Below are 22,140 nucleotides of genomic sequence, written 5' to 3' on the forward strand. Positions count from 1 at the left end.
AGTTGCCCGCCATGTTCAGCGAGTTGCGCCCACTGGGGTGTGCGAGTTCTTCGCCAAGGAGTCGTCGTTGAGCGTACGTGGAGAAACAATAACCAAGGAGCGGGTGCGGCCCCGCTTCCGTGAGGCCGTGGAGCAGGCAGCCGCCACCATCGACCGTCCCGGGCTCGGCGCGCTACGTGCGCTACTGCACGCGGGCGTGAGTGCGCGCTGGCAGTTGATGTTGGCCGCTCCGGTCAAAGAAATGGAGTGCTACGAGACAGAGGTGCGAACGCTGCGCGATCGCTGGGAGATGCGGACCGACCGCGGCGCCCACCCGGTGGCGTCGGCCGAATACCGTGAGATGGAAGCCGAGGTCGCAGACTTCTTGAAACTGTGTGCTGCCCGTTCCGGTACGCAGTGGCTGGAACCGGTGGAGGCGATTGCGGCCTATGGCATCTCGCTCGTTCGTGGTGCCGCGCTTCGATGGCTGGCCGACTGTGACGACGAAGCAATGCTGGTCGTGCTGGACGACCTTGTGGCAACCATGGTGACGAAAGCGATCGAGGTGTGACCGCGTCAGATGCTGGACGGCTGACCAGTTTGGTGGTTGAGTTGTCCTGGTGACCGAAACGTCGCCGATCGCAGGGCTGCATGCGGCCACCGCCGAGCTGGATCCCCCGCTCGTCGCGTTGGACCTGCCCACCTTGCGTCGCAATGCTGCCGATCTGGTGCTTCGCGCGAACGGTGTGCCGGTGCGGGTGGCCAGCAAGTCGGTGCGCTGTCGTGCGGTACTCGCCGAGGTGCTCGGTGACGGCCTCACCGCCGCCGACGGCTTCGCCGGCATCATGGCATACTCGCTGCGCGAGGCCATCTGGCTGGTGCGTTGCGGAGCGCGGGACATTCTGCTCGGCTATCCGACCGTGGACCGTTCGGCACTGGCCGAACTGGCCACCGACGACACCTTGCTGGAATCGATCACGCTGATGGTCGACGACGTCGCGCAACTGGATCTGATCCGTGCCGCAGTCGGCACCGACCGGGTACGACCCCGGGTATGTCTGGACGTGGACGCCGCTCTGCGCATAGGTTCACTGCACTTGGGCGTGCGTCGCTCTCCGGTGCGTTCACCGGACCAGGCAGCAGCCCTGGCGAAGTCGGCGCAGCACAAGAACTTCGCCGTGGTGGGCGTGATGACCTACGAGGCGCAGATCGCGGGGCTCCCCGATAGCAGTGGTGCGCTGCGTCTGGTGAAGCGGTTGTCCGCGGCGCAGATCGTCCGGCGCCGCGGTGCAGTGCTCGACGCGGTCGTCTCGGTCGCCGGAGGGCTGGAGATCGTCAACAGCGGCGGAACCGGGTCCATCGAGGTCAGTATCGCCGACCCGAATGTGACCGAGGTGAGTGCCGGATCAGGATTGTATGTGCCGACGCTGTTCGATCAGTACCGGTCCTTCACACCCAGGCCCGCGGTGTTCTTTGCCCTTCCGGTGCTGCGGCGACCCTCGCCCCGGATCGCCACGGTTTTCGCGGGCGGTTACATCGCCTCTGGTCCCGCCGGGCGGTCCCGGGTTCCGAAACCGGTGTGGCCCAAGGGATTGAAACTCCTCGGAGCCGAGGGCGCAGGCGAGGTGCAGACGCCGCTGGATGGCGCCGCGCGGCTTCCGGTGGGCGATCGGGTGTGGTTGCGGCATGCGAAGGCCGGCGAACTGTGTGAACGCTTCGACACGGTGCACCTGGTCGATGCCGACGGCTCCCGCGTTGCGGTGCCGACCTACCGCGGCGAAGGCTTCTGTTTCGGGTGATCGGTGTTCGGTCGGAGGGTGACCGATAGGCCGATCACCGGTGCTCGCCGCATCACTCGCAGTCGCCGCATCACTCGCGGTCACCGCTCAGTCGCAGAAACGTGCCCAGGTCGGACAGCTCGGCTGTGGTCGCGGGTAGGTACTCGGTGAGTAGTGGCGATCGGATGATGATCGCTTGCCACATCGCACGGCTGAGCGCCGCCTGTAGCAGGCCGCACGTCAGCAGTGCCGGCATGCCGGCAGGGGCGTCGGCTGAACTGGAGCTGGTCATCGACAGCAGTACGACCGCCGCCTCTCTGCCGCGGAACCGATCTGGCGTTCCTACCAGCACGTCCTCGATCTTGGCGCGAGTCAACATATTCCGAATGCGCCCGACTTGAGCGGCAAAGGGTGCAATCACGAAGATGTCGTGTGGGTGCAGTTTGCGGGTCGTTGTACCGGCCGACCATGACAACGTGAGCAGTGTCCGAACCCGGCGCACTACTTCACGCGCCTCGTCGGGCGAGGACGTCGAGTTGCCGAAGTGGTCCACCAACACAGTGCGCACGCCGGGCTGCGCACCATCCAGATCCCGTGCGAGGGTGACGGTTTCGTTGGAGCGTAGCCGGCCGTCGTAATACAGTCGAGACAGGGGTGCACATACGGCAGGATGCATCCGCCACGTCCGGTCGAGGAAGTAGCCGCGCTCCGCGGGCACGGTGTGTCCTGCTGCGGCCAACCAACCCAGGACCGATTCGTCCACCGGCGCTGGGTGCGCCCCGTGCGCGGGCGATGGTGCGAGGTCGCCGAGGAGCAGCAGATTACGTGCGCTCGCCGCGACCGCGACGATACCGGCGACGGCGAAATGCCCGGCGTCGGCGACGACGAGCAGATCGAGGCTCGCGCGCGCAACCACATTCTCGTCGGCGAAGTCGGACGGTGTGCCACCGAGGATGCAGCCATTGATCGCATTGTGCAGAAATTGCCGATAGCGTGCGGTGTCGATCACGGCCCACTCCGGGGCGAGTGCAACCGGGTCCCTCTTCGCGACCAATTCGGGAAGCACACCGATCCCGACCGCTGCGTCGAGCAGGTTCTCGACGGTGGCATCCTCCGGCGCAACCACGCCGATTCGCCATTTGCGGTGGGTGAGCAGGCGCTGCAGCACCCGGGCAGCGGTCGTGGTCTTCCCAGTGCCCGGACCTGCCTGCACCGCCAGATAGGACCGGTCGAGCGCGCCGACCGCCGCGCCGATCGCCGCGGCGTGGTCGCCGTGTACCTCGGGCAAGGGTGCGCCATCGTGCAGCCGAGGAGCGCGCCGGGCCAGAATATCGAAGATCGCCTCGTGCGGAGTGGTGGGCAGTGTCGCGAGCAACCGGTGGGCGGTGTGTTCGATTGCTGCTTCGAAGTGCTCGTTTCGGGCAGGCAGGCCGGGCATGATCGCGAAGGGAAGGTCGTCGTACGGGTCGCACTCCACAGGTAGCAGCTCTTCGAGCCGGACGGTGTCGTCGAATTCGGTGTCGGTCGAGCAGCCGAGCACGATGGCCTCGGCGGTGACGTGCCGGTCACCGCTCATGCCCGCATGGGTGGCCCCCCGCCGGTCGTAGCAGGTGTAGACGACTGCACCGGGAGCGAGCGCGGGAGCCGCCGGCCCGCCGTGGTGACCGGCTCCGATCCGGCCGACCAGTGTCAGATACCGGCGCATGGCCGCGCGGCCGGGCCGGTGATGCCATGTGGTGTCGACCGCTCCGGTGTCGGCGAGCAGCACCCCTGGCGTATCGGCCCATTCCTCTGCAGGAAGCATGAGCCGGTCGACATGCGCCCACCAGGATGTCTGCCACTCGCGGCGGTGATAACCCAGCGTGGCGGCCATCATCGCGGCTGGATGCAGCGGGTCACCGTGCGTGGCGGCGTATTCCGCGAGCGCGGCTTCCAGCGCCGAGGGGCAAGACGGCGCCGGCCGTGATTCACCGAGGACGGTCGCTGCGCTCGCCTGTCGTTCGTCCCCGTGCGGCGTGACACCGTGTTCGACTGCGCGGTCGAGCAGCCAATCACGCAGCCACAACACGGCCCGGCAATCGCTTGTGGCACCCGACGGGAGCGCGGTGGCGGAAAACAGTCGACGCAGCTGGCCCAGATCGTAGGACGACTCGCCGACGAGCACCGCATTGCGCACGATCGGGTACAGGTCGATGAAAGCACCGGTGCCCAGCACTTCGTCCAGGAGTTGCTCGTCGACTCCGCAGCGTCCCGTGCGGTGCGCCAACGTTGTGCGCACTACCGAGGTGTAGTGATAGATGTGTAGATCCGGGTAGAGCCGCCTGCGCTGGGTCAGGTAGTCGAGGACCTGCTCGAGCAGTCGGCGTTCCTGGGCCACGACGTGCTCGGGATCGTCCGAGGTGGGTGACGGCCCGTGCAGCGAGAGGTGCACGGTGTCGAGCCCGCCGATTTCGACTGTGAGCGGTGAGTACTCGTCGGCGGCGATGGTGAGCGAGAGGTCGCCGACCGAGGGCGGTGGCAGTGTGCGCAGCGCGATCGGGTTCGCCAGCGTATACGCGGGCTTACCCGGAATTTCGCGCTCGAGTTGGGTGTGGGCCTGACGACGCAGGGCGGCGAGAGTACGCACCGGAACGCCGGGAACCGTGCCGTGCAGGGCGACCAGCCGGTCGATCGTGCCCACACCTGCCGCGCGCAGTCGAGTGCGGGTCGCCAACGGCATGCCCGCGACGAGCAACAGGTCACGTGCGGCCGTGAGGGCGGCGACGCAGCTGTGGCAGTGTCCACAGGCGAGGAAGCGCGGATCCCCCCACTGCACCGGCAGGAGTTCGGCGAGCTTCATCTCGATGATGTGCTCCACCCGCCGTCGTCGCGCACGATGAACGGGAAGCAACTCGCGCAGCGCCTGAGCGCTGCTCCTCGCGCCCAGGTGCAGCCGGACCGATACCGCGGATTGCGCGCCCGCACGGCCGACTGCCTCGGCGCAAGCGGCCAGCTCGAGCGCGGTGCTCACTTGATCGGACATTGTGGTCGCGGACCCGTGTGCGGTATAGCGCGGTCGATGTTGCGCGCGCACCAGAAAGTCGCAGGAGCAATGGAATCGGCCATCGTAGAACGTCGGATGACCGATGACCGGCGCGCCGGCGTACAGGGCGGTGACCGTGGCGGTGTGGGCCGCGGCTAGTGCCGTGGCCCGTTCGGCGGGATCCTCCGCATGGTCGTGAGGGCGGACGATCTCCACCACCGAGGTGCCGAAATGCGCGCGATAGTCGGTGAGTCGGGGCTCGGAGCCCACGGCGACCTCGAGTTCGGAGCCCACGGCGACCTCGAGTTCGGAGCCCACGGCGACCCCGGGCTCGGAGTTCTCGGCGGTTGCGCGCGCGGTCGGCGATGCGATGGCGTCGGACTCGGCCGGGATGGTGCCTAGTTCGGCATCGAGTGCGCGCAGGAGCGCGAACTCGCAGTGCGCGGCGCGCACCAGATCTACAGCGGAGCAGACGACACGATCACCGAATACGAACAAACGCGGCCCTCCTGTGTCTTCGCGGGACACCCGCTACCGCCGTGCATCTGGTGACGCACGGACGGCAACACTGTAGCCAGCGCCTTCGGTCTCGAGGAAGCCGCCTGCCTCAGGAGCGCGGTTTGCGGCGCTCCGCGCGTTTGCCGCCCTCTCGGTCCCGGCGCTGCCCACGGCTGAACGTGCGCTGCTGCGGCGGTCCAGGGTCCAGCTGCAACTGGATGAGCACACCGCTGATTCTGGTGCGCCGCAATGCCTCCAGCGTTTCCGCGGGGAGTTGCGCAGGCAGTTCTACCAGGCTGTGATCCGGACGGATGCTGATATGCCCGAAATCGCTGCGGCGCAATCCGCCTTCGTTCGCGATGGCGCCGACGATCGCTCCGGGCACGACACGATGGCGTTTGCCGACACTGATTCGGTAGGTGGCCAGATCGCCCCCGCCGGTGCGCTGATGCGCGCCGCGTGGCCGATCGTCGTCGAAGCGTCGCGCCGGACGCTCACGGGCAGCGCGCCGTGGGCGCTCGACGGGCTCCGACTCGGGCTCCATGAAGAAGTTGTCGCCGTCGTAGGAGCCGACCGCCAATGCCGCGGCGATGTCGGCCAGGGGAATGTTGTGTTCGTTCTCGTAGTCCTCGATCAGCTTGCGGAACAGCGCGAGGTTCGCCGAGGCCAGGTTCTCGGTGATGGTATCGCCGAACTTGGCGACGCGCTGTGCGTTGACGTCTTCCACGCTGGGCAGCTGCATCTCGGTCAAGGGATGACGGGTGGTCCGCTCGATCGACTTGAGCAGGTGGCGCTCGCGCGGCGCGACGAACAGCAGTGCCTCGCCACTGCGGCCGGCGCGTCCGGTGCGGCCGATCCGATGCACGTAGGACTCGGTATCGTGCGGAATGTCGTAGTTGACCACGTGCGAGATGCGGTCGACGTCGAGGCCACGCGCGGCAACGTCGGTGGCGACCAGGATGTCCAGCGCACCCGATTTGAGCTGACCGATCGTGCGCTCTCGCTGGTTCTGGGCGATGTCGCCGTTGATCGCTGCGGCGGAAAATCCCCTGGCCCGAAGCTTCTCTGCGAGTTCTTCGGTGGCCTGCTTGGTGCGGACGAAGATGATCATTGCTTCGAACGACTCGACCTCGAGAACCCGGGTGAGGGCGTCCAGCTTGCGTTGATGTGACACCAGCACCCAGCGCTGGGTGATGTTGGTATTCGTCGAGGTCTTCGCCTTGACGGTGATTTCGGCCGGACTGCGCAGGTATTGCTTGGAGATCTTGCGGATCGCGGCCGGCATGGTCGCGGAGAACAGCGCGACCTGCTTGTCCGTGGGCGTATCGGCGAGGATGCGCTCGACGTCCTCTTGGAAGCCCATCTTGAGCATCTCGTCGGCTTCGTCGAGGACCAGGTATTGCAACTGCGACAGGTCGAGTGTGCCCTTCTCCAGGTGATCGATGACCCGACCCGGCGTGCCGACCACGACGTGCGCGCCACGGCGCAGACCGGACAACTGCACCCCATAGCTCTGGCCGCCGTAGATGGGCAGCACATGTAACCCGGGAATGTGTGCGGCATAGCGACCGAATGCCTCCGCGACCTGGATTGCGAGTTCGCGCGTCGGGGCGAGCACGAGAGCACGCGGGGTGCGCCCGGCCATTGCCAGCCCCATCAGAATCGGAATCGCGAAGGCGGCGGTCTTGCCGGTGCCGGTCTGTGCGAGCCCGACGACGTCGGTGCCGGCGAGCAATGGCGGAATCGTCGCGGCCTGGATCGGGGAGGGTGATTCGTAACCGACGTCGGCGATGGCCGCCAGAATGCGGTCATCGACTCCGAGATCGGCGAATGACGGGCCGGCGGCGTCCCTGTCGTTGTCGCCAGGAACGCTGTCGACCTGATGGGTGTTCATTGCCAGGGACTTTACTGCCCCGTGCTGGTCCTTCCGGCTACAGCCCCAATACGGTGAGACCTATGCAACTGGATGCCGTGTCTGCACATCAGGACCCACTGCCGCCCAGGCTGGTCGTCGCAGCCGTGCAGTTCGCCCCCTCGACCGACCCCTCGACCAATCTCGCCACGCTGCGCGAGCACGTGCGCACAGCCCGTGAGCAGGGCGCGCGGGTGGTCGTCGCCCCGGAGTACTCGATGTATGCGGTTGTTCGCCTCGATGCGCGGGTCGTCGGCGTTGCCGAGCCGCTGACCGGCCCGTTCGTCACCGGCCTGGGTGATATCGCACGCGAGTTCGGAGTGGTTCTCGTTGCCGGAACGGTGGAGCAGGTTGCTTCCGGGAACGACCGGATCCACAACACCGTCGTGGTGCTCGGGACCGATGGCACCCTCGTCACCCGTTATCGCAAGGTGCACCTCTACGACGCCTTCGGCCATCTCGAATCCGACGTCGTCGCGCCGGGTGCGATCGAGCAGCCTGCCGTGTTCGCCGTCGAGGGGGTCACATTCGGCATCCAGACCTGCTTCGATCTGAGGTTTCCCGAAGGAATTCGACGGGTGGCCGCCGCTGGCGCGCATGCGCTGCTGTTGCCTGCCCAGTGGATACCCGGCCCGACCAAGGTCGACCAGTGGACCACGCTGGTGCGGGCACGTGCACTGGAGAACACGGTCTACGTCGTAGCCGCCGATCAGGCTGCCCCCTGGGGCGCCGGTTCCTCGATGATCGTGGATCCGGCCGGCGCGGTGCTCAGCGAACTCGGTACCGACCCCGCAGTGACGACCGCCGGAATCGACCTTGCGCATCTGGACAAGGTACGGGCGGTCAACCCCAGCCTCGCATTGCGTCGATTCGCGATCACCGAGCGCGAACCGCAATAGCGTTCGAGTCGATGGTCTATGCCGATCGGACCGCGGCCGGTCACGTGCTGGGTCTCAGTCTGGACAACCTGCAAGCAGTGCATCCGTTGGTGCTCGGTCTACCCCGCGGCGGCGTTGCGGTGGCTGCCGCCGTGCAGGCGGTGATCGGCGGTCAACTCGACATTCTGTTGGTCCGCAAGGTGGGCGTGCCGCGGCAACCGGAGTTGGCCGTGGGCGCTGTCGGTGAGGGCGGAGTCCGAGTGGTCAATCCCGACGTCATGAGGTATGCCGGCATATCGTCCCCACAGCTGACCGCGATCGAGGCGCGCGAACTCACCGAACTCCATCGCCGCAGACATGTACTGCGGGGGTCCGCTGATCCGATCCCGCTGGCGGGTCGCACCGTAGTAATCGTCGACGACGGTATGGCTACGGGCGCCACTGTCGTGGTCGCCTGTCGGGTTGCGCGCCTGCACCAGCCCGACCGAGTCGTGGTCGCGGTTCCGGTCTCCTCGACCGAGGCCATGCGCCGCGTCGCTCCCGAAGCCGACGCAGTGATCTGCCCATGGGTGCCGCGCTCGTTGCACGGTGTGGGCGGCGCCTATCGCGACTTCCACCAGCTCACCGACGCCGAGGTTCTCGCACTGCTGTCCTGAGCGATTTCAGACCTCGACGATTCCTTTGCGGTGCCGTTGTGCCAGATCCACATAGATCGCCGGGTTCATCTGAACCCACACCTGCGCCTGACTGCCTTCCTCGATCGGTCCCTTCACCCTGGCGGGGGCGCCAACCGCCAGAACTCGGTCGGGAATCTCCGCGCCGGGCGGCACCAGCGATTGCGCGGCGATCATGCTACCGGTACCGATCTTCGCCAGGTCCAGCACAACGGTGCCATTGCCCACGATGGTTTCCGCGCCGACCGAGCAGCCGTGGAACACCACGCTGTGCGCGATAGTGGCGCCGGAGCCGATCTCCATCGGCACGTCCGGTGGTACATGTAGTACCGCATTGTCCTGGATGTTCGCCCGTTCCCGGATGATGATCGGTGCGAAATCCGCACGCAGTACCGCGCCGTACCAGATCGAGGCCCCCGCCTCGACGCGTATGTCACCGATCAGTGTCGCGGTCGGTGCGATGAACGCGCTCGGATCGACCTGAGGCCGCTTGCCTTCGAATTCGTAGAGGGGCACTCCCACACTGTAGGCAAACGACTCACGCCCGCGGTCGGCACTGCCGGACCCCGCCCAGCCGGCGAGACACTGCTGCGCCCGATCCGATCGGATGCCCACACCTCGGCGAGACGGTGAGTTGCCCCGGTCGGGCTGTTGGCACTCGACCGTCGCGTGGTTCAGCGCTCGAAGGACGCGGCGGAGGCGCGGGCGACCGCGGCGACCACGGGCCGCAGTTGGGCGGTGAACTGCTGTGCGGTCACGGCGGTAACTTCTACGTCGGTGTCGGTCCGGACCGTGTAGCGACCGTCGGCGACGACATCGAGCCAGCACAGCACGGCGGATGGCTGCGACTCGTCGTCGCTGCGGCGTGCGGAGACGACGACCTGGCCGACACCGTCGCGTTGCTGCTTCAGCAGCGTGCGGATTCGTGCCGAAGTGGACGGACCCGCTACCGGAACAGTCACCAGATCGCGGCTGTCGGTATCGACCTGCGCCACGGGAGCGGTCAACCGTGACAGGGTGCCGGGCACGTTCTGCGGCAACATCGAAACGATTCGCGCGCACAGTCCTTTGGAGCCACCGGCGAACAACCGCACCGCGCCGCCGCGGTCAGGTGTAGCCCCCGGGCGCTGCGCCGCTACCACGGCGATGTTTCCTGTGACGGTGCCGAGGATCCGCACCGGACGAACGTCGCTGCGGGACCCGGGAGCGTCCGCCGCTGCCGGCGCCTGCTCCGGCGACGACGGCCGGCCCGGAAGGGATTCGGGCGAGACCGATGCGGGATCACGTTGACCGAACACTTCGATGCGAATGTCGGGCTGTGCGAGAACGCGTAGTGCAGCCTCGAGGTCGGCATCCAGTACCTGATCGCACCATCGGATGAGTGCGGGCAGCTGGGCAGCGCGCTCGGCCGTGTCGCGCGCGGACAGGCGCACGGCGAGTGGATAGGGGATGCGATCACCATCGGTGCGCGACCAGGCCAGAGCGAACTGGTCCGGGCTCAGTGTCCAGTTCACTCGTCCTCGGTCCATTCGCCCAGCACGGGCGGTGTCGTGGGCGCGGACGATCCTTCGTCGTGCTCGGCGGGTTCGAGGAAGTCGCTCAGGTCGTCCAGGTCGATGTCGTCGGCATCGTCCTGGGCCGCCGGGGCGCGCGCTGCGGTGGAGTTCGAGACCCGGTGTGCTGACGGTCTCGGCGCATCGGCGGTAGCCAGAGCGCCGCCCATCAGGCCGCCGACTGTACCTGCGCCAAGGCTGGTGACTGCGTCGCCACCGTCATTCCGATCGCTGTGCTTGTGGGACCTTTCCGGTGCTGTGCGGCTCCCGGCGCCGGGGGCCGCCGGCTCGGACGCATCGACAGTCGTGGCTGGGGCGGATGTGTTTGCCGCGACGGCGCGGACGCCGGACGCCGTGGCACTGGTCGGGAACGGAGTTCCTACGTCGTGCATGGCCTGGTGAGCGCCGCTGGGCGCGGTCCGACCATGGGCCGCGCCGTCGCCCGCGGCCCTCGCTGGCGCGACGCCGGCAGTGGTCGTCGACGGGGTCGAACCACCTGGGGCGGGTGGGTTCGTGGCCTCCATGGCGCGGCCGGAGGTGGTGTCCATGACCTGGCCGGAGGCGGTGTCCATGGCCTGGCCGGAGGCGGTGTCCATGGCCTGGCCGGAGGCGGTGGCGGCCGTGGTTCGGCCGGAGTCGATCGTTGCTTGGGCCGACGCTTCATCGGAAGCCGTCGACACCGCAGTATCGGCAGAAGCCTCGAGGTTCGGTTCGGCCTCGAGGTTCGGGTCTCGTGCGCGAATGGGGCGCGTGTCGGTGGTGTCGGGCGGAATCGGTTGCATATCGGAGACGGTTTCCGGTGCCGAGGCACCAGTGGCGCGAAATGCGGGCACGCCAATGCCGGTGCCGATGAACGCACCGACGTAGACGTCGTCCATCACCCGCACAACGTCTTGGCGCGCGTGCTCACTCGCCTTCTGCTGGTCGATATTGCTACTGGCTCGGTCGGGATTCAACAGCGCCGCACCGAGATCCACTGCGACCTCGGGCGGCTCGGACACCGCGGCTCGCACGGTTTCTGCTGCATCACATGCTCGGCCGAGGCGGTATGCGACCACGGCGAACACTTCGGCGAGGTCGTGACCGTCACGTTCGAAGGCGCTCATTGCCGCCTCGGCGCTCGCGGCCGCTGCGCCGCGCCACCCGTCCGCGATCGCCGCACGGATCTCGCTGTGCGTCTGAGCAACTGCCTCGGATACCGCCGCAGCGGTCTCGTTCCAGACCTGCGCGCCACCTGCGAGCACCGCCGGGTCCAGTTGCTGGACCCGAGCGTGGATCTCGGCATGAGTGAGACTGTCGAAAACCTCGACCGTCGGCGCGTACGGTGGGTCGGTGCGTTGATCCGTAGTCGGCGTGCCGGCATGTGATTGCCTAAGCATGAATGGACCCCGATCCGCCGATCTGGTCGACCGCGCTGGCTAGCCTCTGATCGGCCTGATGATAGGCGGCAGCCGCAGTACGCAAGATCTGTGCGAGTTCCCGTGCAGTGGTGGCGTATTCGAGTAATCGGGTGAGTGCGCCATCGGCCTTGTGTTCGAAACCGGTCTGCAGCGCAGCGCCGGAGGCGAATCCGCCGAAGCCGGGCAGTTCCGTTGCCGTGCGCAGCACCGCGACCTGCGCTTCGATCCGGTCGGCCAGGCACTCGTAGGCATCTGCACATCGTTCGTGCACACCATCGGCAACCAGAAGGCCATCGATCCACAGCGCACCATCATCGACGGCCCGGTTGAGCGCGGCGACATTGGCGGCGGCTGCGGGTTCGGCGCCGGTTGCGGCGGCTGCGGGTTCGGCGCCGAATTCGTTCTCCTGCACAGGCATCTGCACCGTCCCCCTTCCTCGGTCGGAGAGCGTGTTCGATTCCTCGGCGTCGCACCATCTCCACGACACCCGGTATCCGCTCCGCGAAGTCTGCGGTGACTCGCGTGCGCCGGCGGGTGTCCAGCAGAGGGGATACCACGCAATTCTAAACAGAACCCTCCCCCAGGCTGCGGGAATCAATCTCGCCGGGGCTCTGGGGAACAGCTCGTCCGAGGGTTTGGGGAACGGCCTTCGGAGGCTGTGGGGAAAGGCCTCTCCGAGGCTGTGGGGAAAGGCCTCTCCGAGGCTGTGGGGAAAGGCCTCTCCGAGGCTGTGGGGAAAGGCCTCTCCGAGGCTGTGGGAAAGGCCTCTCCGAGGCTGTGGGAAAGGCCTCTCCGAGGCTGTGGGAAAGGCCTCTCCGAGGCTGTGAAGAGGTCGCACCGCATCCGAAGCTGTCGGGATACACGAGGACACGAAATCATCTGTGCCCCGGAATTTCTGACCGTTTTGGAAATCGGTTAAGGTTTGCTGTTCCAGTCGAGTTGGCTGGGACAGCAAGGGGATATGACAGTGAATTTCAGGAAGTACGCTGCTACAGCCATGCTGGCAATCGGCACCACTGCTATTGCGGCTGGTACGGCTCACGGAACGCCGACCGCTGAGACGGTGTTGGCCGACCAGGGGATCGATCACGGGATCCAGTACGAGTCGGTGCTCGACAGTGACGCTCGCCTGGTGACCACGGTGGCGGACGGTCGGTTCGAGCTCACGGAGGGTGCCGTGACTCTCTCCGACGAGGATGGCGCACTGGTCGCTACCATCCCGCTGGCGCACGAGATCGCAAACGACACCGTTACGCTCGAACCGGTCGTGGCCGATGATGGTCGGCGGTTGGAGTTGACCAACTCCGCGCTGCCGAGTGGGACCAACATCGGCTATGCAGCCGATCAATATCGCTTGCAGCGGGCGGGCGAGGCAGCTGGAATCGGTGCTCTGATCGGTGCTCTGATCGGGCTGCCACTTCTGATCGGCATCATTCCGGGGGCCGTGTTCGGTGCGCTGCTGGGCGCCGTGATCGGCTACACCCAGCCTGTACCCGATGAGATCGAAAACCCGCAGCCGGCTCCGATCCAGGCAGGATAGCGGTCTCGACACCACCGTCCTGGTGTTGGAAGGCAATCCAGCACCAGGACGCTGTGGTTGGGGTTCGACTGGTCCGAGGGCTGGCGGCCCGGTGCGTCGTCCATCATGATCCGCTCTGCGCGGCGACGTCTTTCGTCACCGAGGCAGCTATACTGCGTCGCGGATACCACCTTCCGAGCTGAGGGGCCGCGTTGAGGACTTTTCATCGATGAAAGCCGTCCGACCTCGCCTCGCTGGGCTCTCGGCCGCAGCACTGGCAATGGGCGCAGCGATCGCGCCGGTCGCCACAGCTCAGCCCAGCGATGCTGCCCCGCCTCCCTCCTGTGTCGGCGCCACAGCGACTACCGCCGTGCCTTTCGAGATTCCGATCGTCGATTGGTCGGAGAACGTTGGCTACGATGCGCAGGAGAACATGTGGGTATCCCGGCTCAACCGCAACGAAGTACAACGCTATGACTCAGCGGGGACGCTCACGGCAACCGTGCCGGTGGAATTGCCCGGCGCGGTTCGGCTCGGCCCCGACGGGTTGCTGTATGTGGTCTATGGCGCTTCGCCCACCAGTGTCGTTCGTCCAGGTGGCATCGTTCGTTTCGATCCCTCGGCTGCCGCGCCCGAGCCCGAGATATTCGTCTCGGGGCTCACGATGCCCAACGGCGCCGCATTCGATGCTCGAGGCGACCTGTACGTCGCGACCCTGTCCGGTGTGGTGAAGATTCGTTCCGAGGCGCCGGCCGAGGACGCATGGGAGCAGTTCGTAGCCGCGCCGGCGGCCAGTGGCGTTGCTGCACATGACGACATGGTGTACGTGACCACCAACGGTGGTCCGTTGGGTCGGATCGTTCGCATCCCGATCTCTGCCCCCGAGGAACACAGCATCGTCGCAGACCTGTCTGCTCCGGTGGCCGGTCTACCGGATTTCGCCGATGACCTCCTGGTCGATTCGGAGGGAATCGCTTACGTCACCACACTCGCCGGACAATTGGTCCGCGTCGATCCGGCAACCGGCACTACATGCACGATTGTGTACGACCAGCCGATGACCGCAGTCGCCACCGTGCCCGACCAGCCGAACGAACTGGTTGCGAGCACAGAGAGCGGTGCGATCCTGCGTATTCGTCTGTCCAGGTGAGGCGGGTGGCTTGTGACCTGGCTGCACCCCTGCACGCCGGCCGGCCGATTCTCGCGGATCGGACTGCGATCGGCTAGGGAGCAGTGGATGCGGAAGTGTCCGGACCCGGCGCGACCAATCCTGGGATGACCCGCGCAGTATCGAGGACAGGTGCGGTCTTCGGCTCGTCCGGCACGGTGAACAGGCCTACCGTGGGAGTCATCACGCAGTGCGCGAATGGGTAGTCGATGATGCCCCACATCGAAGCGAGCACTGTGCCCGGACCGCTCTCGACCGTCTTGGACAGTGACGGCATGCCGTATTCGGTCATGTCGTCGAGTGGGGCGACGCCGCTGGCGCCGGTGTTCACGTTGACCCACGCGACGACGAGCCCAGAGGCGAGTGCAGTGCCAGGGTGCGCGGGTGTCGCGCTGAACCGCAGCGTGCTGGGCGTGACATTCAAGTCCGAGGCATTGCCCGCGAGCGCGTCGTCCGGGGCATTGGTGGACGCTGCGGCGACGATCGTGGTAATCGGGCCATTGCTCCCGCAGCCGAAGGTGGGCGCTGCATAAGCGAAGGGAGTGAAGGCGCTCGCAATCACGCGCAGTTGGTCGGCGTCGGTGTGTGTCGCGTACTGGACGACCGCGTCGATGCCGGCTTGTGTGGCGGGATCGGATTCTGCACTCTCGATCAGCTCGTCCAACCCGGACTGCAGTGGTGTCGGGCCGGGTGCGGCGGCAACTGGACTCGTGCCCATCAGCGCTGTGCCGATACCGACAGATACCGCGATCGCTGTGGCGCGCGCGAGGGTCCTGCTGTGCACTCGTTCTCCTGCATACCGAACTCTTCGGGGTCCCCGCCCCTGGGGAGCAAGGTACCAGCTCGCCGGATCCAGCGTGTCGGGAGCGGCGGGGGTGAGAGGTCTGGGATGGGTCCGCGTACCTCGGCTGTGATCCAGTCGACAGACGAACAACTTCGCAGGGTAGTTTCGACCCTGAAGTACGAGACACGCAGGGAGATGCGTATGAAACTATCCTTGTCGCCCGATGACGCCGCCTTTCGCGACGAGCTGCGCGCGTTCTATCGGACCGAGATCCCTGACGACCTTCGCGAGCGGGTCCGCAATGGTCGGGGGCTGACCAGTGACGTCGTCACCGCGCACAAGATCCTCAACGACCACGGCATAGCGGTACCGCACTGGCCGGTCGAGTGGGGTGGCAAGGATTGGACGCCGATGCAGCGGCATATCTGGCAGGACGAGATGCAACTCGCATCGGTGCCGGAGCCACTGACCTTCAATGCGCAGATGGTCGGACCCGTGATCGCCCACTTCGGATCCAAGGAACTCAAGCAACGATTCCTGCCCCCCACCGCGGCGCTGGACATCTGGTGGTGCCAGGGCTTCTCCGAACCGGACGCCGGCTCGGACCTGGCGTCGTTGCGCACCACCGCGGTTCGCGACGGCGACTCCTACCTGGTCAACGGCCAGAAGATCTGGACCACGGCAGCCCAGCACGCAGACTGGATCTTCTGCCTGGTCCGCACCGATCCCAACGCACGAAAGAAGCAGGCGGGTATCTCGTTTCTGCTGTTCGATGTGAAGGCTCCCGGCGTCACCATCCGTCCGATCAAATTGATCGACGGTGGCTACGAAGTGAACGAGGTCTTCTTCGAGAATGTTCGGGTGCCTGCCGACCAGCTGGTCGGCGAGGAGAACATGGGCTGGACCTACGCGAAGTTTCTGCTGGGCAACGAACGCACCGGTATCACCGGAGTCGGACGTACCAAGGTCATGGTCGGTGTCGCCAAGCAGCACGCCGCCGAGGTCCGGTTGGGTGCTGGAACGTTGCTGGATGATCCGGTGTTCGCTACGCGGGTCGCCGAACTGGAGAACGAGTTGCTCGCGTTGGAGCTCACCCAGCTGCGAGTGGTCGCCGACTCCGCGGAGGGCAAACCGAATCCGGTCTCCTCGGTGTTGAAGCTGCGCGGTTCCGAGCTGCAGCAAGCGGCGACCGAGCTGCTGCTGGACATTGCCGGTCCGGACGCCGTTCCGGTGGATGCAGAGGATATCGCGTCGCCCTCCTGGGCGCAGCGCAGTGGACCGCACTACCTGAACTACCGCAAGACAACCATCTACGGAGGCTCCAGCGAGGTGCAGCGCACCATCATCGCCTCCACGATCCTCGGATTGTGAGGCGACATCATGGATTTCGAACTCACCGCTGAACAGAACTTGCTTCGCGACACCATTCGCGATCTGCTCGCGGGTACCTACGACGCCGAAACCCGGTCGAAAGTCACCGATTCCGAACTCGGCTGGAGCCGCGATGTGTGGCGCCAGCTCGCCGAACTCGGCGTACTCGGTTTGCCCTTCTCCGAAGCCGACGGCGGCGCTGGTGCCGGGCCGGTGGAGACGATGGTTGTGCTGGAAGAGTTCGGGCGCAGGCTCGCACCGGAACCGATTCTGGATGCGGTGTGGGTGCCGGGCGGGCTTGTCGCCAGGGCGGGCACGGCCCAGCAATGCCAACGGATCCTGCCGGAGGTGGCGGCCGGCACGAAACTACTCGCCTTTGCCCATTCCGAACCCGGGGCTCGCTGGCCGTCCATGGAGCCGACGACCACCGCGACAGTGTCCGCTCGAGGGGGCTTCTACACGCTCACCGGCGTCAAGAACCCGATCCCGCACGGTGATTGCGCCGACGAGTTGGTGGTCAGTGCCCGGCTGCCGGACGGTGAGGTAGGGCTGTTCCTGGTTGCACCGGACGCGTCGGGTGTCGTGTGTAAGCCGTACCGCACGATGGACGGTCAGCGCGGTGCACAGCTGGAGCTGGCCGACGTGGTGGCCGAGCGGCTCGGGGAGGCGGGGGCGACCGAGGTGATCGCCTCGGTGCTGACCCGGGCACAGGCAGGTCTATGCGCGGAGTCGGTCGGTGCCATGGACGAGGTATTGCAGCTGACCTCGGCATATCTTGTGCAGCGCAAGCAATTCGGTGTCTCGCTGTCGAAATTCCAGACACTTACTCAGCGGGCGGCGGACATGTACGTGTCCTTGGAGTTGGCGCGCAGCATGAGCATGTATGCGACAGCGTCGCTGGCCGGCGGAGGCGACGATCCAGTGGTCGCCTCCCGTGCGAGGCTGCGCGTCGGTCGTGCGGCCCGGCACATCGGGCAGGAGGCGATCCAGATGCACGGCGGCATCGGCATGACTGCCGAGTACCCCGTAGGCCACTACGTGGCCCGGCTGACCGCGATCGAGCGCACGCTCGGTGGGCTCCTGGAGCATCAGCGCGTCCTCAGCTCCCGAGTCGGCGAATACGTTCTGCCCGAACTATAGGACTGCGCTACCCGAACCAGAGGACTGCTGTGGTGGTGCTGCGCGCACCACCATCTCATTGTGCGTCGATTCGAGTGCCGGTTGCGTTCTGCGCGATCGGGTCGTCCGGGTCGGTGTCGATTGCCTGCACAATGGTAGTAAGGGCGTTTGCCGAGGTCGGAGTGATGCTGGACGGTCCTGGCGCGCTGTCGCCAGTTCGCGCGGGCAGTGTCGGTTCTTCGACGAGTGTCGGCACTTCTGCGAGTGTTGGTGTCTGGGAGAGTTCCGGCACATCGGCGGACAGCGGTTCGGAAGACCGTAGCGCGTGAGTCAGCGGCGGCGACTCCGCCTGCGTGATGCTCGGCGAGGTGGTCTCGTCTGGCATCGATGTCGAACGCTCGGCGGACGTGCTGGCAAGGTTGCTGCTGGCTGTGGTGCTGCCCGCTGTGGTGCTGCTGGCGAAGCCGGTGAACGGGGTCGGAGGTTGTCGCCGATACGGCGCGACCTTCCAACTCGGCGACGGTGGGATGATCACCTCGGCTGTCGTCGGACCGGCGGCGATCTCCTGGAGGACCGGTTCGGCCTGCTGGGCAGCACGCAGCGGCGGAGGCGGGACATAGGTGTCCTGCGAGTCGATGCCGTACACCCCGACCACGACGAGTCCAACGGAAACTGCTCCCACGGCGACCGCCGAGCCAGCGATCGTGGCCTTGTTGCTGTCCATCGGTGACACTCCTGGTGTATCTCGAGTGGCCTCACGATACTCGGGGCCGGGTCATCGGGCGCGGCAGGTCGTCGCGGGTGTGCTCGAGCAAAGCGTGTAAAACACTGACAATTCAGATATCGAATTGGTCTCTTCGGCGTGTCGCGGGCACGTGTCGCTGTCGTGCAACGATCGGCCGTCGTAGCGTTGGGCGGAAAGTTATGGGTGAGACGCCCGTGTCGAACCGCGAGACATGTTGTGTGAGAACGTGACAGTGGTTCTCCGGCCGGCGTCATCGAGGAGTGGATGATGGGTGCTTACTCGACAGCGTCACGGCATGGGTCACCCCGTGCTGCCGAGGAGACGGTGTCGGCCACAGTGCGGCAGATGGCCTCGATCCCGGCCGCCCGCACACTGTCTACGATGCTTTTGCGCATTTCGGCGTGGGCGATCTTTGTCGGAGGTGGGGCCGCAGCGGTGCTCGGTATCGCCGGATTGCACGTCGAAATCACCGTCGCCGGGCTCATTCTCGCGTGTACGTCGGGACTGGTGCTGCTGAAGCTACGTGCCAGTACCGACGATACCGACTGAAGTTCGCGTTCGCCTCGGCTGCTTCGGCGTCACTGCCGGGCGATGTCGGAAGCGGTCGATAGGCTGGCCGGTATGCGCATTGGAGCACATGTCCGCCTCGACAGCGACCCGATCGGCTTCGGTGAGCGACTGGGCGCCGAGGTGATTCAGATGTTCGTCGTCGATCCGCAGAGTTGGGACAAACCCGTCCCTCATCCGCGGGCCGAACAGATCCGCACGAGTTCGATCGACGTCGTGATCCATTCCTCCTACCAGATCAACGTGGCCAGCCTCAACAACCGGCTGCGCATGCCCTCGCGCAACGCGGTGGCACAGCAGGCGAAGGCGGCCGCGGAGCTCGGCGCTTTCGGCCTGGTCGTCCACGGAGGACACGTACGTTCCGACGCCGAGCGCGACACCGGAATAGACAACTGGCGCAAGCTGTTCGAGCGCCAACAGGACAAGGGCGGTTTCGCGGTGCCGATCCTGATCGAGAACACCGCCGGCGGCAACCATGCCATGGCCAGGCACTTCGATGCCATCGCACGACTGTGGGACGCCGTGGGTGACTACGGTGCGGGTTTCTGTCTGGACACCTGCCACGCGTGGGCGGCCGGCGAGGACTTGATCGGCATCGTGGAGCGGATCGAGGCGATCACCGGCCGGATCGATCTGGTGCACCTGAACTCCTCGCGTGACGAGTTCGATTCCGGCGCCGACCGGCATGCCAACTTCGCCCATGGCACCATCGACCCACAGCTGCTCGCCGAGGTATGTAGGACAGCTCGCGCCCCTGTCGTCCTCGAAACCCCCGCAGATGGTATCGCCGATGATCTGGCATACCTGCGGCAACACCTCGGCTGACTGGCAATGGCCGAGTCGCACGATAGCGCGGAAACCACCGATGGCATGGTCCACACTGGTGGCATGAGTATTCGGCCGCTGGATGGCGTGCGTGTCCTGGAACTCGGCAACTACATCGCCGCCCCGACCGCCGGGCGTATGCTCGGTGATTTCGGAGCAGAAGTGATCAAGGTGGAACGTCCCGGGACCGGCGACGAGTTGCGCAACTGGCGTCTGTACGGCGGTGACACCTCGATGCTCTATCGGACGATCAATCGCAACAAGAAGTCGATCACCGTGAATCTGGGTACCGAGTCCGGGCGCGCCGTCGTCTTGGATCTGATCCGACACTGCGATGTGCTCTTGGAGAACTTCCGGCCCGGAATACTCGAAAAGTGGGGTCTCGGCCCAGAGGCGCTGAACGAGGTGAACCCGGACCTGGTGATCACCCGGATCTCGGGTTATGGACAGACCGGGCCGCTGTCCGGGCGCCCTGGCTTCGCCGCGATCGCCGAGGCGGTGGGTGGTCTGCGCGAGTTGGTCGGCGACCCGGATCGCGCACCGGTACGTACCGGGGTCTCGATCGGAGACTCCATCGCGGGGATCTACGCGGCGTTCGGTACCGTGACCGCGCTGTTGCAGCGGGCACGCCGGACCGCGAACGACGAGCGGATTCCATTACAGGAACGTGTGATCGACGTGGCACTCAACGAGGCGATCCTGTCGGTGATGGAGTCGTTGATACCGGACTATCTCGCATACGGTGTCCAGCGCGAACGCGTGGGAGGCCGGATGGAGGGGATCGCGCCGAGCAACGCCTACCAGTGTGCCGACGCAGCCAGCATCATCATCGGCGGCAACGGGGACGCGATATTTCAGCGCTACATGGCGGTCATCGACCGTCCGGACCTGGCCAGCGATCCGGAACTGCAGGACAATGCCGGCCGGTGGCGCCATCGTGAGCGGCTCGATGCAGCCATCGGTGAGTGGACGATCCGGCATAGTCGTGCCGAGGCGCTCCAGTACCTCGAAGCTGCAGGCATACCCTGCGGTCCGATCTATTCGGCCGCCGACATCGTCGCCGACGAGCAATACCGAGCCCGCAACATGATTCAACCGTTCATGGTCGATGTCGGGGCGTCGCAGCCGAAATCCGTCGGTTTCCCCGGCATCGTTCCGGTGATCGGCGAGCAGTCGCTACCCATTCGCAGCGTCGGACCCGACTTAGGTGAGCACACTCGAGAGGTGTTGTCGCAGTTGCTCGGGATGAGCAAGGCAGAAGTGGACGCGCTACAGGGTGGCGCGGGTGTCGGTAGCCGCGGTTCGACCGAGGAGCAACGGTGAGTGCGCCGGTGCTGCGCGATGTCACGTTGCGCGACGGATTGCAACTGACCGGAAAGCTGCTGCCGACCCAACGCAAAGTGGATATCGTTCGTCGCTTGTTGGCGCTCGGTGTACCGGCGTTGGAGATCGGTTCGATGGCGCGTCCCGACCTGGTCGCGCCGATGGCGAACACCATGGAGGTGGTTGCCGCGCTGACTCCGGAGGAGTTGAGTCGCTGCTGGGTGTGGGTGGCGACGCCACGACATGTCGCGAAGGCCGCTGCGGTGGGCGTGCGCAACTTTCAGTACTGCTTCTCGGTGTCCGACGCGCACAATCGAGCGAATATCGGCCGTGACACCGACGACAGCATTGCGGCGATGCCGGAGGCGGTGCGATTGGCCCGCGAGGTGGGCGGTTCGATCCAACTCTGTCTGGCCACCGCGTTCAGCTGCCCGTTCGACGGCCCGGTCGACGCGGAACGGGTGCTGGCCATTGCCCGTGATCCGCGGACCGACGGGGCTGCCGACATCGTGCTCGCCGACACCCTCGGACAGGCGTATCCGGGGCACGTGGCCACGCTCGTGGCCGCGGTACGGGAGCGTACGCCGCGCCGACGTGTGGTGTTCCACGGGCACGATACGTGGGGAATGGGCGTGGCCAACACGCTGGCCGCAGTCGCTGCGGGGGCGGATATGGTCGACGGTGCACTCGGTGGGTTGGGCGGTTGCCCGTTCGCGCCGGGCGCGAGCGGCAATACCGCCTCGGAAGACATCCTGTTCGCGACCAGGCCGCAATGGTTCACCCCGGCCACACTCGCCGCCATGGTCGAGATGTCGACCGAATTGCTGGCCGATCTCGGCGAGCCCAACCGGTCACGTGCTGTGGAGGGTGCCCGATCGAGGGCGTCGGCCTTCCCCTGGGTGGTCTCGGCGGCGTCCGCCGCGCCTCGGGGTGTCGAGGTGGAACGCGCCGAAGAAATCGGTAGTACTCGGCGCGTCGGGGAAGTCCCTGATGGCGGTCGGGCGCAAACGCGGTAAGACTGTACG

Annotated in this window: 20 protein-coding genes; 12 read left to right on the forward strand and 8 right to left on the reverse strand. The window is 66.1% G+C overall.

Annotation, left to right across the window (positions count from 1 at the left end):
* Positions 1-67: 67 nt before the first annotated feature.
* The gene (locus K940_RS0109010; protein WP_051407032.1) at positions 68-550 is read left to right on the forward strand and encodes a hypothetical protein; all 483 of its coding nucleotides are present in this window, start codon (positions 68-70) and stop codon (positions 548-550) included.
* Between the two features lie 49 nt (positions 551-599).
* Positions 600-1,778: an amino acid deaminase/aldolase gene (locus tag K940_RS0109015; RefSeq protein WP_028477260.1), complete on the forward strand. Its 1,179-nt coding sequence runs from the start codon at positions 600-602 to the stop codon at positions 1,776-1,778.
* Positions 1,779-1,848: 70 nt separating this feature from the next.
* On the opposite strand, the gene K940_RS27570 is transcribed toward K940_RS0109015, so the two are convergent.
* Together K940_RS27570 and K940_RS0109030 are read right to left on the reverse strand one after the other, a co-directional pair.
* Positions 1,849-5,277, reverse strand: a complete 3,429-nt coding sequence (locus tag K940_RS27570) for an AAA domain-containing protein (RefSeq protein WP_036528002.1) — start codon at positions 5,275-5,277, stop codon at positions 1,849-1,851.
* A 109-nt stretch (positions 5,278-5,386) separates the two neighbouring features.
* On the reverse strand, positions 5,387-7,171 hold the full coding sequence (locus K940_RS0109030) for a DEAD/DEAH box helicase (RefSeq protein ID WP_028477261.1): 1,785 nt from the start codon (positions 7,169-7,171) through the stop codon (positions 5,387-5,389).
* 62 nt (positions 7,172-7,233) lie between these two features.
* Between K940_RS0109030 and K940_RS0109035 the strand changes: the two genes are divergently transcribed.
* Positions 7,234-8,088 (forward strand): carbon-nitrogen hydrolase family protein, encoded by an 855-nt coding sequence (locus tag K940_RS0109035; RefSeq protein WP_051407022.1) that lies wholly within the window; start codon positions 7,234-7,236, stop codon positions 8,086-8,088.
* An 11-nt stretch (positions 8,089-8,099) separates the two neighbouring features.
* Positions 8,100-8,723 carry a phosphoribosyltransferase gene (locus K940_RS0109040; protein WP_028477263.1) on the forward strand — a complete coding sequence of 208 codons (624 nt, stop codon included), beginning with the start codon at positions 8,100-8,102 and terminating at the stop codon, positions 8,721-8,723.
* 6 nt (positions 8,724-8,729) lie between these two features.
* Here K940_RS0109040 and K940_RS0109045 read toward each other — a convergent pair whose 3' ends face one another.
* The 4 genes from K940_RS0109045 to K940_RS27575 all read right to left on the reverse strand — a co-directional run bounded on the left by K940_RS0109045 (position 8,730) and on the right by K940_RS27575 (position 12,112).
* Positions 8,730-9,257 (reverse strand): gamma carbonic anhydrase family protein, encoded by a 528-nt coding sequence (locus tag K940_RS0109045; protein WP_028477264.1) that lies wholly within the window; start codon positions 9,255-9,257, stop codon positions 8,730-8,732.
* Between the two features lie 158 nt (positions 9,258-9,415).
* Positions 9,416-10,255: an ESX secretion-associated protein EspG gene (locus K940_RS0109050; RefSeq protein ID WP_028477265.1), complete on the reverse strand. Its 840-nt coding sequence runs from the start codon at positions 10,253-10,255 to the stop codon at positions 9,416-9,418.
* The gene (locus K940_RS0109055) at positions 10,252-11,673 is read right to left on the reverse strand and encodes a hypothetical protein (RefSeq protein WP_028477266.1); all 1,422 of its coding nucleotides are present in this window, start codon (positions 11,671-11,673) and stop codon (positions 10,252-10,254) included. Before K940_RS0109055 ends, K940_RS0109050 begins: the two co-directional genes overlap by 4 nt.
* Entirely contained in the window at positions 11,666-12,112 is a 447-nt protein-coding gene (locus K940_RS27575) for a hypothetical protein (RefSeq protein WP_231390299.1), read from the reverse strand. The genes K940_RS0109055 and K940_RS27575 overlap by 8 nt, the downstream gene beginning before the upstream one ends.
* A gap of 543 nt (positions 12,113-12,655) precedes the next feature.
* Here K940_RS27575 and K940_RS27580 point away from each other — a divergent pair.
* Both K940_RS27580 and K940_RS0109070 read left to right on the forward strand, forming a co-directional pair.
* Positions 12,656-13,234, forward strand: coding sequence for a DUF456 domain-containing protein (locus K940_RS27580; protein ID WP_051407023.1), 579 nt, complete (start codon positions 12,656-12,658; stop codon positions 13,232-13,234).
* A gap of 208 nt (positions 13,235-13,442) precedes the next feature.
* A complete protein-coding gene (locus K940_RS0109070) occupies positions 13,443-14,363 on the forward strand; it encodes a hypothetical protein (RefSeq protein ID WP_028477267.1) in 921 nt (306 codons plus the stop codon).
* Positions 14,364-14,436: 73 nt separating this feature from the next.
* Here the strand turns inward: K940_RS0109070 and K940_RS0109075 are convergent, their stop codons facing one another.
* Positions 14,437-15,165, reverse strand: coding sequence for a hypothetical protein (locus tag K940_RS0109075; RefSeq protein WP_028477268.1), 729 nt, complete (start codon positions 15,163-15,165; stop codon positions 14,437-14,439).
* A 201-nt stretch (positions 15,166-15,366) separates the two neighbouring features.
* On the opposite strand from K940_RS0109075, the gene K940_RS0109080 reads away from it, so the two are divergent.
* Together K940_RS0109080 and K940_RS0109085 are read left to right on the forward strand one after the other, a co-directional pair.
* On the forward strand, positions 15,367-16,536 hold the full coding sequence (locus K940_RS0109080; protein ID WP_028477269.1) for an acyl-CoA dehydrogenase family protein: 1,170 nt from the start codon (positions 15,367-15,369) through the stop codon (positions 16,534-16,536).
* A gap of 9 nt (positions 16,537-16,545) precedes the next feature.
* Positions 16,546-17,676 (forward strand): acyl-CoA dehydrogenase family protein, encoded by a 1,131-nt coding sequence (locus K940_RS0109085; protein WP_028477270.1) that lies wholly within the window; start codon positions 16,546-16,548, stop codon positions 17,674-17,676.
* A 55-nt stretch (positions 17,677-17,731) separates the two neighbouring features.
* Here the strand turns inward: K940_RS0109085 and K940_RS0109090 are convergent, their stop codons facing one another.
* On the reverse strand, positions 17,732-18,379 hold the full coding sequence (locus K940_RS0109090) for a hypothetical protein (protein ID WP_028477271.1): 648 nt from the start codon (positions 18,377-18,379) through the stop codon (positions 17,732-17,734).
* A gap of 285 nt (positions 18,380-18,664) precedes the next feature.
* Here K940_RS0109090 and K940_RS33500 point away from each other — a divergent pair, with 285 nt between their 5' ends.
* The 4 genes from K940_RS33500 (at position 18,665) to K940_RS27590 (ending at position 22,131) form a co-directional block, all read left to right on the forward strand.
* Positions 18,665-18,949, forward strand: coding sequence for a hypothetical protein (locus K940_RS33500; protein ID WP_231390294.1), 285 nt, complete (start codon positions 18,665-18,667; stop codon positions 18,947-18,949).
* A gap of 72 nt (positions 18,950-19,021) precedes the next feature.
* Entirely contained in the window at positions 19,022-19,792 is a 771-nt protein-coding gene (locus K940_RS0109100; protein WP_028477273.1) for a deoxyribonuclease IV, read from the forward strand.
* A gap of 63 nt (positions 19,793-19,855) precedes the next feature.
* Complete coding sequence (locus K940_RS27585; protein ID WP_051407034.1) at positions 19,856-21,115, forward strand: CaiB/BaiF CoA-transferase family protein; 1,260 nt, start codon at positions 19,856-19,858, stop codon at positions 21,113-21,115.
* On the forward strand, positions 21,112-22,131 hold the full coding sequence (locus K940_RS27590; RefSeq protein WP_081706239.1) for a hydroxymethylglutaryl-CoA lyase: 1,020 nt from the start codon (positions 21,112-21,114) through the stop codon (positions 22,129-22,131). The genes K940_RS27585 and K940_RS27590 overlap by 4 nt, the downstream gene beginning before the upstream one ends.
* Positions 22,132-22,140: the final 9 nt, after the last annotated feature.

Origin of the sequence: Nocardia sp. CNY236 (assembly GCF_000482385.1) — a bacterium.
Lineage (GTDB): Bacteria > Actinomycetota > Actinomycetes > Mycobacteriales > Mycobacteriaceae > Nocardia.

Coding starts and splice junctions, on each gene's coding strand:
- K940_RS33500 (WP_231390294.1), top strand. CDS start 18,665: ATGATGGGTGCTTACTCGACAGCGTCACGGCATGGGTCACCCCGTGCT.
- K940_RS0109070 (WP_028477267.1), top strand. CDS start 13,443: ATGAAAGCCGTCCGACCTCGCCTCGCTGGGCTCTCGGCCGCAGCACTG.
- K940_RS0109040 (WP_028477263.1), top strand. CDS start 8,100: ATGGTCTATGCCGATCGGACCGCGGCCGGTCACGTGCTGGGTCTCAGT.
- K940_RS27575 (WP_231390299.1), bottom strand. CDS start 12,112: ATGCCTGTGCAGGAGAACGAATTCGGCGCCGAACCCGCAGCCGCCGCA.
- K940_RS0109080 (WP_028477269.1), top strand. CDS start 15,367: ATGAAACTATCCTTGTCGCCCGATGACGCCGCCTTTCGCGACGAGCTG.
- K940_RS0109035 (WP_051407022.1), top strand. CDS start 7,234: ATGCAACTGGATGCCGTGTCTGCACATCAGGACCCACTGCCGCCCAGG.
- K940_RS0109055 (WP_028477266.1), bottom strand. CDS start 11,673: ATGCTTAGGCAATCACATGCCGGCACGCCGACTACGGATCAACGCACC.
- K940_RS0109085 (WP_028477270.1), top strand. CDS start 16,546: ATGGATTTCGAACTCACCGCTGAACAGAACTTGCTTCGCGACACCATT.
- K940_RS0109090 (WP_028477271.1), bottom strand. CDS start 18,379: ATGGACAGCAACAAGGCCACGATCGCTGGCTCGGCGGTCGCCGTGGGA.
- K940_RS27585 (WP_051407034.1), top strand. CDS start 19,856: ATGAGTATTCGGCCGCTGGATGGCGTGCGTGTCCTGGAACTCGGCAAC.
- K940_RS27580 (WP_051407023.1), top strand. CDS start 12,656: ATGACAGTGAATTTCAGGAAGTACGCTGCTACAGCCATGCTGGCAATC.
- K940_RS0109030 (WP_028477261.1), bottom strand. CDS start 7,171: ATGAACACCCATCAGGTCGACAGCGTTCCTGGCGACAACGACAGGGAC.
- K940_RS0109100 (WP_028477273.1), top strand. CDS start 19,022: ATGCGCATTGGAGCACATGTCCGCCTCGACAGCGACCCGATCGGCTTC.